The sequence below is a fragment of the Edaphobacter sp. genome (genome assembly GCF_035532915.1).
Lineage (GTDB): Bacteria > Acidobacteriota > Terriglobia > Terriglobales > Acidobacteriaceae > Edaphobacter.
In genome coordinates this window covers 1-8717 of sequence record NZ_DATKQC010000185.1, presented here as the reverse complement: position 1 = coordinate 8717, position 8717 = coordinate 1, and the positions used below count along the sequence as shown (strand labels likewise).

Annotated in this window: 11 protein-coding genes; 6 read left to right on the top strand and 5 right to left on the bottom strand. The window is 61.0% G+C overall.

The window, feature by feature from the left end:
* Positions 1–242 (top strand): hypothetical protein (locus VMU57_RS08895; RefSeq protein ID WP_325382557.1); only part of this gene is annotated, 242 nt, incomplete at its 5' end.
* Positions 239–574, top strand: a complete 336-nt coding sequence (locus VMU57_RS08890) for a hypothetical protein (protein WP_325382555.1) — start codon at positions 239–241, stop codon at positions 572–574. The genes VMU57_RS08895 and VMU57_RS08890, both read left to right, overlap by 4 nt.
* Before the next feature lie 184 nt (positions 575–758).
* Here the strand turns inward: VMU57_RS08890 and VMU57_RS08885 are convergent, their stop codons facing one another.
* The 3 genes from VMU57_RS08885 to VMU57_RS08875 all read right to left on the bottom strand — a co-directional run bounded on the left by VMU57_RS08885 (position 759) and on the right by VMU57_RS08875 (position 2726).
* Complete coding sequence (locus tag VMU57_RS08885) at positions 759–917, bottom strand: hypothetical protein (protein WP_325382553.1); 159 nt, start codon at positions 915–917, stop codon at positions 759–761.
* Between the two features lie 1214 nt (positions 918–2131).
* The gene (locus VMU57_RS08880; RefSeq protein ID WP_325382551.1) at positions 2132–2377 is read right to left on the bottom strand and encodes a hypothetical protein; all 246 of its coding nucleotides are present in this window, start codon (positions 2375–2377) and stop codon (positions 2132–2134) included.
* Between the two features lie 184 nt (positions 2378–2561).
* Positions 2562–2726, bottom strand: a complete 165-nt coding sequence (locus VMU57_RS08875; protein ID WP_325382549.1) for a Trm112 family protein — start codon at positions 2724–2726, stop codon at positions 2562–2564.
* Between the two features lie 64 nt (positions 2727–2790).
* On the opposite strand from VMU57_RS08875, the gene VMU57_RS08870 reads away from it, so the two are divergent.
* The 3 genes from VMU57_RS08870 (at position 2791) to VMU57_RS08860 (ending at position 5719) form a co-directional block, all read left to right on the top strand.
* Entirely contained in the window at positions 2791–3738 is a 948-nt protein-coding gene (locus tag VMU57_RS08870; RefSeq protein WP_325382547.1) for a bifunctional 5,10-methylenetetrahydrofolate dehydrogenase/5,10-methenyltetrahydrofolate cyclohydrolase, read from the top strand.
* A 4-nt stretch (positions 3739–3742) separates the two neighbouring features.
* Positions 3743–4396, top strand: a complete 654-nt coding sequence (gene coaE / locus VMU57_RS08865) for a dephospho-CoA kinase (RefSeq protein WP_325382545.1) — start codon at positions 3743–3745, stop codon at positions 4394–4396.
* A gap of 105 nt (positions 4397–4501) precedes the next feature.
* Positions 4502–5719: a S1C family serine protease gene (locus VMU57_RS08860; protein ID WP_325382558.1), complete on the top strand. Its 1218-nt coding sequence runs from the start codon at positions 4502–4504 to the stop codon at positions 5717–5719.
* A 102-nt stretch (positions 5720–5821) separates the two neighbouring features.
* On the opposite strand, the gene purN is transcribed toward VMU57_RS08860, so the two are convergent.
* Positions 5822–6430 carry a phosphoribosylglycinamide formyltransferase gene (gene purN / locus VMU57_RS08855; RefSeq protein WP_325382543.1) on the bottom strand — a complete coding sequence of 203 codons (609 nt, stop codon included), beginning with the start codon at positions 6428–6430 and terminating at the stop codon, positions 5822–5824.
* A 104-nt stretch (positions 6431–6534) separates the two neighbouring features.
* Positions 6535–7692: a phosphoribosylformylglycinamidine cyclo-ligase gene (gene purM, locus VMU57_RS08850; protein WP_325382541.1), complete on the bottom strand. Its 1158-nt coding sequence runs from the start codon at positions 7690–7692 to the stop codon at positions 6535–6537.
* 139 nt (positions 7693–7831) lie between these two features.
* Here purM and VMU57_RS08845 point away from each other — a divergent pair.
* A partial coding sequence (locus tag VMU57_RS08845) for a glutamate-1-semialdehyde 2,1-aminomutase (RefSeq protein ID WP_325382539.1) occupies positions 7832–8717 on the top strand: 886 nt, incomplete at its 3' end.

Here is an 8717-nt window from a genome sequence, read left to right as displayed (position 1 = left end):
GCATGACCGTCACCGTGTCGGAGTGCTACAACGTCGGGTGTCCGCAGTGCTGCGCTGAAATCGAGCGCATCGTCAAAGCCGCAATCCGCGATATGAGTGTGTCGAAGCTCACACTCATTCCGGGCCACCGTCATTGTCATGACGAACCCGCGCCGCCTTCGGCCACGGCGCTCGAAGCCAGCGGCCAGCAAACCTTGCAGGGCACGCTCGCCAATCACGCGGCCTACGCGGACGGCGAATGATGACGCTGTCAATCAGCGAAGCCGTCTTCGCCGCAGAGCAGAATGTACTCACGGCGGCGGGGTGGGTCGTCAACAGTTACGAGGCGGCGGGCGGCTACACTGTGCCGCTCTCGTTCAATCTTCGCAGTCTTGCGGATGCTGTCAGGGCGTGGCGTGTCGCCATGCATGCCGCCTCGCTTGACTCGGACACTAACGGCTTCATCGCCGGGGAAGGAGGTTATAGCAATGAGCAAAGTGCCGGTGAAGCGGAAACACAACGGCGGGGTTGTGCGAAAGCCAGTCACGCCGAAACGCAAGGCGAACGGACAGTTCGCGGCAAAGCCGGGCCGTAAGACAGCGCGGTCGTACTAGCCCTCCCTGGAGCAGCAGAGGCCATCCGCAAGGGTGGCCTTTGTGCGTCGGTGCGAGTCCGCAGAGCGGCAGTCCCTGGGCGGGATCGGCGGCTCGAGCCTCAAAACATTGTTGCGGGTTGGCATGTGTCTTGCCCGCGTTATACGGCGCGGCTAAGGCCCGCGCCTACGCAGGCAAGCCCCACGCCAACCCGCGCACATTGTCCCCGCTCCACAGCGGCTCCCTTCGGTCGTGCGGCGCATAGTGCCGCGCCTTGTTCGGCTGCGCCTCACCCGCTGTTCCGCTCCCCTTCGGCTGGCACACGTCGGCCCGTTTGGGTCTCACCGCTCTGGTGCGGCAAGCGCATTTTTGTTGCACCCCCCGCATGAAGCAAAGACGCGGGGGGCACAACAAAAATCAACCTACCCATCCGCTCGAAGCAACCCAACCCCCCGCGTGTGTCCGTCCCCTCAGCCTTTTCAGGCTGCGGCGACGGCAAAGGCGCAACGGCAAAAAACAAGCAACGGCTGCGGCCACTTACGTGGCCGCACGGCTTCGCCTCGCTCCATCAAGGGGGATGGTTGCCCGGCATCCCCCATTATGCTCGGGCGCGTCAAGGCCGCTTCGCGCCGCTACGCGGGGCGCGATGAAACCGCGCCACCTTGACGCACCCAATGGGGGAAAGCATACCGGGCAACCAGCCCGCAGGGGGTTTCATCATGTCACATCGCATCGTTGCTTCATGCCCACATTGCCGTCAGCGTTCGGCGCTCGTCTACTTCCGCTCCCTCATCCCACGCGGCTGGTATTGCCGTCCCTGCTTCACACAGGTTCTCTCCTCGGTCGGCTGGGGCGGTGACTAGCCCCGGCAAGGGCACGGCGTCGGCTTTGCCGCCGTCCGCTCTGTCCAGGCTTCGCCCGGCAGCGTGCCGGGGTCGCTACGCTCCCACGGAGGGGTATCCTCGTTGGGGCGCAACCACCCCTGTGGAACAGTCGTAGGTGGTGGTGTGCGTGCGCGCTGGCATACTGGCAGGCAGGAGGAACGATCGATGCCAAGTGAGTTGCAGGTGGTCAGGCAGTATGAGCAAATGAACGCGCGGAAGCGGCGGGGCAATTGTGTGAGTTGCGGGCACAATTGGCAACCGCGCAACCCGAACCCAACGGTCAACCGTTGTCCTGGCTGCGGGATGCGAGGGGTGGTTAGTTATCTGACGCTCGACGATCAACCGCAAGAGGTGAGCGGTGTGGCCGAAGAGATAAAGGCAACCGCAACAGTGGGGGGCCGTCGCGGTTGCCGGGGTCAAACGCGAGGGCGAACGCCCCGGAAGAATCCCCCGCGAAAAGCATAAACCCATGAGGTGTCCACTTTTCTTTGGACACCTCGTCGGACACCTGCTAAAACAGTGGGTAGATCGAAGCCCGCGACCTTCACAAGGACGGCATGGGACGACGATAAATCAATCATGGGCAAGACGGGTAAGACTGCCCATGTCAAGCCAGTACCAATAAAAAAGCGCCCTTGTTTTGGCGCTTTTTAAAAAAATGGAACTGCTCCGCGATTACATTACCAGCGCGAGCTTCTCGAGCTCTTCCTGCATCAACTGCAACGAGCCGACGGATTCGATGCGCGACGCTGCAATTCGCGCAGCATCGGTAGAAACGCCATAGCCACGTCCCGAGAGGAAGCTGCTGATGAGGTCTGCGGACTGCCAGGAATCAAGGCTCGATTTCCGCAACTCTTCGCGAAGACCGTTGAGGTCAGCGGCTGGAAACTGTTCGATCTGGTTCTTCTGCAGGTCTGTCATGGTTTCTTTCCTCCTCTCTCGATGACGGGCTCGCCATCAATTTAGCTTTCGATATATATGATGCGAAAATCGAACAAATGTTGCGGAATTTCTCTGCAAATCCAAGGGAATCGCACGATTGAAAATCGTATGCCCTGCTTGCAATACGTGAAAGCGTAGCGGGAAGTTCCGTCGATCGTGCCAGTTAGAGAGCGCGGTCTGCCAACAGAACAGGGATGCCGTCCACCAGGGGGTAGTGCCGATCGCAGCCAGTGCAGCGGACGCTCTCCGGCTGAAGTTCCAGCGGCTGGTGACAGACGGGGCAGACAATCCAGCGGAGATCTTCGGAGGTCAGGGGCTTTATGCTCATCTTCCCATTCATTCTCACATCTTAGCGATTGCCGCGAAATGAGTGCATCGCTGGTCGCGATACCATGAAGGAGATGACAAATACTCCACGAATTTTAGATGGCGTCGCGATCGCCGGGCAGATCAAGGCCGAGGTCGCAGTTGAGGTCAAGGAACTTGCAACCCGCGGAATCACGCCGGGGCTGGCGGTCATTCTCGTAGGCGAGGTGCCCGCATCCCAGATTTATGTCCGCAGCAAGGTAAAGACCTGCGGCGAGCTCGGAATCTATAGCGAGATGCTGACTCCGCCGGAGAGCATCACCACCGACGAGATGCTGAAGCTGGTCGCCGATCTGAACGTCCGCGACGACATTGACGGAATCCTCATCCAGCTGCCTCTTCCCAAACATGTGGACACCAAACGCCTGCTCGAAGCCGTATCTCCCGACAAGGACGTCGATGGCTTCCACCCGGTGAATGTAGGCCGTCTGCAAAGCGGCCAGCCGGGGCTGGCGCCCTGCACTCCCGCCGGAATTATCGAGATACTGAAGCGGAGCAATCTGCCCGTCGCCGGACAAAATGCAGTGGTTGTGGGTCGTTCGGATATCGTAGGCAAGCCCGCAGCGATGATGTTGCTCAACGCGTCGGCTACGGTGACGGTCTGCCACAGTAAGACGAAAGACCTTGCCAAATTCACGCGACAGGCCGACCTTCTGGTGGCGGCGATCGGCCGTCCCGGCTATGTCACAGCCGAGATGGTGAAGCCCGGAGCCACGTTGATCGACGTAGGCATCAACCGTGTCACCGATGCCGCCGAGGTCGAAGGCTTCTTCCCCGGCGATGCGGTGCGAGCAGCCACCTTTGCCAAGCGTGGATCGGTCGTCGTAGGTGATATTCATCCGGCAGCGTTTGCCGTCTCTGGTGCGTACACGCCCGTTCCGGGAGGCGTAGGAGCCTTGACCATCGCGATGCTGATGAAGAATACGGTCACAGCCGCGAAGCTGCGCCGTGGCCTCTCGGCAGAGAAGGACTAGCGATATGTTGCGCGTAGGCCTCACCGGCAGTCTGGGGAGCGGCAAATCGACTGCCGCGAAGTTGTTTGCCGCCCACGGCGCGCAGGTGCTGCAGTCGGATGCAATCGGTCGCGAACTGATGGAGCCCGGTCAAGCCGTCTACGCGAAGATCGTCTCCCACTTCGGCGACAAGGTACTGTTGCCCGACGGGCGGCTCGACCGCCCCGCCCTGGCCAACCTTGCGTTTGCGGAAGGACGGGCCGATGAGTTGAACGCAATCGTCCACCCCGCAGTGATCGCGCGCCAGCGAGAACTCATTGAAGACGTTGCCCGTCGTAATCCCTCTGCGGTCGTCATGGTCGAGTCGGCATTGATCATCGAAGCAGCCTACGGCGATGGTGCCGACTGGCAGCAGCGGTTCGACCGCCTCATCCTGGTGACTGCGCCCGAGGACGTAAAAATTGCACGGTTCGTGAGCCGCTGCATCGGCGACGTAACGCCGTCAGACCAAAAGATCGCGGAGTTCGAGCAGGAGGCCCGGCGCAGGCTCGCCCACCAGATGCCGGACGAGCAAAAGATGGCCCTCTGCGACTACGTTCTCACTAACGACGGAGCCGTCACCGAGTTGGAATGGCAGGTCGATCAGCTATGGCCGATTCTCCGCATAGCAGCCCGCTGAAGATATATCGCATCTGTTCCGATTTGCGCCGGACCGGCCTCGTCTCGCTACAATGACAGCAGACGGCCGATACGTTCGGCATAAAGGAATCAAGGGTCATCCATGATGAAACTGCGTCCCGTTCTTCTGGTCATTCTGTTGCTCTCCGGCTTCTACTATCTGACGACGCATGTTGCGCCCTCCGGAACCTTTGCGCCTTGGGTGCATCACGTCTTCACCAGAGCGACAGCGCCCGATGTCAGCCCGGCTACAGTGAGAGGTCCGATGGGCACGCTCGAACTGACAGAGGCCGCCGCGGCGCCAGCCTTTGACTCCGAGGAGCAGCAGAACATCGGCGTCTACAAGAAAGCTCTGCCGTCGGTCGTCAACATCACTTCAACAGCGGTGGCCTTCGACTTCTTCTACGGACCGGTGCCGCAGCAAGGCCAGGGTTCGGGCTTCATCCTCAACAAAGATGGCCTGATCCTCACCAACAATCACGTCATCAACAATGCGCAGCGTGTCGAGGTGAAGCTCTCGAACAAGCACACCTACAAGGCCCGGGTGCTCGCGGTAGATAAAGGCCACGATCTGGCCCTGCTGAAGATCGACAATGCGCCAAACCTTACACCCGCAACCCTAGCGTCTTCGCAGGGATTGGTCGTCGGCCAGCGCGTCTATGCCATCGGCAATCCGTTTGGACTGCAGGGAACCATGACGAGGGGAATTATCTCCGCCATCCGCTCCATTCGCGGGCCGGAACAGAACCCGATTGAGGACGCCATTCAGACCGACGCCTCGGTCAATCCCGGAAACTCAGGCGGCCCGCTGCTGAACTCTCGCGGCGAGGTCATCGGGATCACTACCATGATCGCCAGCAACGGCGCCGACCAAAGCTCCGGCGTCGGCTTTGCCATTCCGATCGATACAGCGAAGGCTGTGCTGAGCGACTTCGAGAAATATGGCTACGTCCGCCGTCCTTCGCTCGACATCGTGACACTTCCCATCGGCCCTGACATCGCCCAGCAACTGGGCCTGCCTGCGGACTACGGCATCCTCATCGACCATGTATTGCCGAATGGCGCGGCAGCACGAGCCGGCCTTCGCGGCGGTAATCAACGCGCCTACATGGGCAACATCCCGGTGATGATCGGTGGCGATTTGATTGTCGCCATGGATGGACAGGAGATTGCGAACGCGCAGGATCTTTCCGCTGCGATGAATACGCATCACGCCGGGGACGTCGTTACGCTGACGATCTTCCGTGGCCAGAAGCGTATGGACGTGAAGGTCACGCTGAGCGACGCGAAGGACCAGCAGAGCCAGACCGGAGAACAAGCCTGACGCATCTGTATAGGTTTGTGCGCGAACAAAAAGGCACGTCATCTCGACCGAAGCGAAGCGCAGTGGAGAGACCCCTGTATTTGCCTCTATTTGTTCCAGTGGCTACTTTTCTTTGCGAAGGTAGCGCCGCTCGCTGAAGCTGTATTCGCCGCTGAGCACACGGGCAATCGCCTCGGGATAAGCAGCATGTTCCTGTTGCAGCACCCGCGCCGACAGCGTCTCGGCCGTGTCCTCGTCTTTGACGGGCACAGTCTTTTGCAGAATGATGACGCCGTGATCCACCGCCTCGTCGACGAAGTGCACCGTGCAGCCCGCGACCTTGGCGCCATACTCCAGTGCCTGGCTTTGCGCATCGAGCCCAGGAAATGCGGGCAGAAGCGATGGATGGATATTGAGGATACGGTCAGGAAAGGCGCGGACAAAATCCGCGGTCAGCACGCGCATGTAGCCTGCCAGGCAGACCAGGTCGACGCGGTGCTGATGCAGCCGCGCAACCATCTCAGCATCGTGCTCGGCCCGCTTGCGGCCCGCTGAAGGAACGCAGAATGCGGGAATCTTCAGCTCACGCGCCGCTTCGAGCCCGCCTGCATCTTCGCGGTTCGAAAGCACAACGGAGATCTTTGCGCCCAACAGGCGATGCTCATTGATGGCCTTGGCAATCGAAAGAAAGTTCGACCCCCGTCCGGATAGCAAGATTCCAAGCCGTTTCACTCCAAGCCCCTTTATCTGGTTGCGCTGCGTAACATGCGACGCGCGGGCAAGCACCACGCCTAGGGTGTTGGATGCCGTTCACTACAGTCGCGCTGCACGCAAACCTAGTTGTAGCTCACCTTACGCTCGCCGCGAACGACGCGCCCGATGATGACATGGCGCTCGTTGGCGCGGTTCAGAATCGCCTTCGCCTTCTTGATCTTCTCCGCCGGAATCGCCGCGATCAGCCCGATGCCCATGTTGAAGGTGCGCAGCATCTCGTCCTGGTCCACGTTGCCCAGCGCCTGCAGATGCTCGAACAGCGGCGGCACCTGCCACGAGGCCAGATCGACCACAGCCCCCATGCCCTTGGGCAGAATGCGCGGCAGGTTCTCTGTAATGCCGCCGCCGGTGATGTGGGCCATGCCGTTCACCACCTCGGCTCCCGTCAACTTCTTGATGATGGCGAGATAGCTGCGGTGCGTGCGCATCAGCGCTGCTCCGGCCTTGTCCTTCAACTCGTTGACGTAGTGGTCGGGCGAGTACTTCGCCTCTTCAAACAGCAGCTTGCGCGCCAGCGAATATCCATTGGTGTGCAGCCCGTTGGACGGCAGCCCCACCAGCACATCTCCCACCTGAATGGTGTCGCCGGTGATGATCTTGTCGCGGTTCACCGCGCCGATGATCGTTCCGGCCAGGTCGTACTCACCGTCAGCATAGAAGCCCGGCATCTGTGCCGTCTCGCCGCCGATCAGGGCGCAGCCATTGGCGCGGCAGGCCTCGCTGATGCCCTGCACGACGGTCTCGATGATAGCGTTGTCGAGCTTTCCCGTGGCAAGGTAATCGAGGAAAAACAGGGGTGTCGCGCCCTGCACGGCGATGTCGTTGACGCAATGATTGACGAGGTCCTGGCCCACCGTATGGTGAATGCCCAGTTCAAACGCGACCTTGAGCTTGGTGCCCACGCCATCCGCGCTCGATACCAGCACCGGGTTGGGATACTTCTCGAGATCGAGTGCGAACAGGCCGCCGAAGCCGCCGATTTCGCTGAGCACCTGGCGATTGAAGGTCTTGCGCGCCAGCATCTTGATGCGCTGTTTGCTGCGCTCGGCGCTGGTGATGTCCACGCCCGCATCGGCATAGCTGACGCTCTTCTTCGCTGTCGAGACGCGCTTGGCAGGCTCCGCCGCCTTGACGGATCTCTTGGAGGCCGTGCCTTTTTTGTGGCCTGCTCCTGCTGCGGCAGAGGTCTCGGCGTCAGCCTTTAGTGTTGTGGCGTGCATAGGGAAAGTCTCATCCGGCAAAGTCGTGCTCCATGGTTATTATCGCTTGAATCAGAAGAGTTTCAGTCTAGCAGGATGAGGATAAGTCCCGGAAAACGGCGCTCGTTCGTATTCGCTTTCGGCTTTTATACTGAAACAGATGCCCATTTCCCACGCCAAATCCCGCCAGTTGCAGCAGCGAGCAGAAAAACTTCTCCCCGGAGGCGTCGATTCGCCCGTCCGCGCCTTTCGCGCCGTCGGTGGCGAACCTCCCTTTGTGACTCATGCCGAAGGCGCTTACCTCTTCGATGCCGATGGCAACCGCTATCTGGACTTCTTCGGTTCCTGGGGGCCGATGATCCTCGGCCATGCCTTCCCTCCGGTGATCGAAGCCATTCAGCAGGCAGCGGCGCGCGGAGCCAGTTTCGGTGCGTCCACGGCGACAGAGGCCGATCTCGCCGAACTGGTGACGCGATGCTTCCCCTCGGTCGAAAAGCTGCGCTTCGTCAGCTCCGGCACCGAAGCCTGCATGTCCGCCATCCGTCTGGCGCGCGGCTTTACCGGGCGCAACTTCATCATCAAGTTCGAAGGCTGCTACCACGGCCACTCCGACGCCATGCTGGTCAAGGCCGGCTCCGGTGTGGCGACGCTGGGCATTCCCGGCTCGGCAGGCGTTCCGGCGGAGACGGCGCAGCATACGCTGGCGCTGCCCTTCAACGATCTGGCAGCGGTCGAGGCGACATTTGCCGCCTATCCCGACGCCATCGCCTGCATCATCGTGGAGCCGGTCGTCGGCAATGCCGGAACCATCGCTCCGACACCCGGCTATCTCGAAGGCCTACGCACGCTGACCAGGGAGCACGGCGCGCTGCTCATCCTCGACGAGGTGATGACGGGCTTTCGTCTCTCGCTCGGCGGAGCCCAGCAGCTCTACAACATCACGCCTGACCTCACCACGCTGGGCAAGATCATTGGTGGCGGGCTGCCCTGCGGAGCCTTCGGCGGTCGCGCCGATGTGATGGACTTTCTCGCGCCCCTCGGCCCGG

Bases quoted from the DNA above. Each gene is read 5' to 3' on its own strand.
- VMU57_RS08875 (WP_325382549.1), bottom strand. From the start codon at position 2,726: ATGAGCATAAAGCCCCTGACCTCCGAAGATCTCCGCTGGATTGTCTGC.
- VMU57_RS08890 (WP_325382555.1), top strand. From the start codon at position 239: ATGATGACGCTGTCAATCAGCGAAGCCGTCTTCGCCGCAGAGCAGAAT.
- VMU57_RS08880 (WP_325382551.1), bottom strand. From the start codon at position 2,377: ATGACAGACCTGCAGAAGAACCAGATCGAACAGTTTCCAGCCGCTGAC.
- coaE (WP_325382545.1), top strand. From the start codon at position 3,743: ATGTTGCGCGTAGGCCTCACCGGCAGTCTGGGGAGCGGCAAATCGACT.
- VMU57_RS08860 (WP_325382558.1), top strand. From the start codon at position 4,502: ATGAAACTGCGTCCCGTTCTTCTGGTCATTCTGTTGCTCTCCGGCTTC.
- VMU57_RS08870 (WP_325382547.1), top strand. From the start codon at position 2,791: ATGAAGGAGATGACAAATACTCCACGAATTTTAGATGGCGTCGCGATC.
- purM (WP_325382541.1), bottom strand. From the start codon at position 7,692: ATGCACGCCACAACACTAAAGGCTGACGCCGAGACCTCTGCCGCAGCA.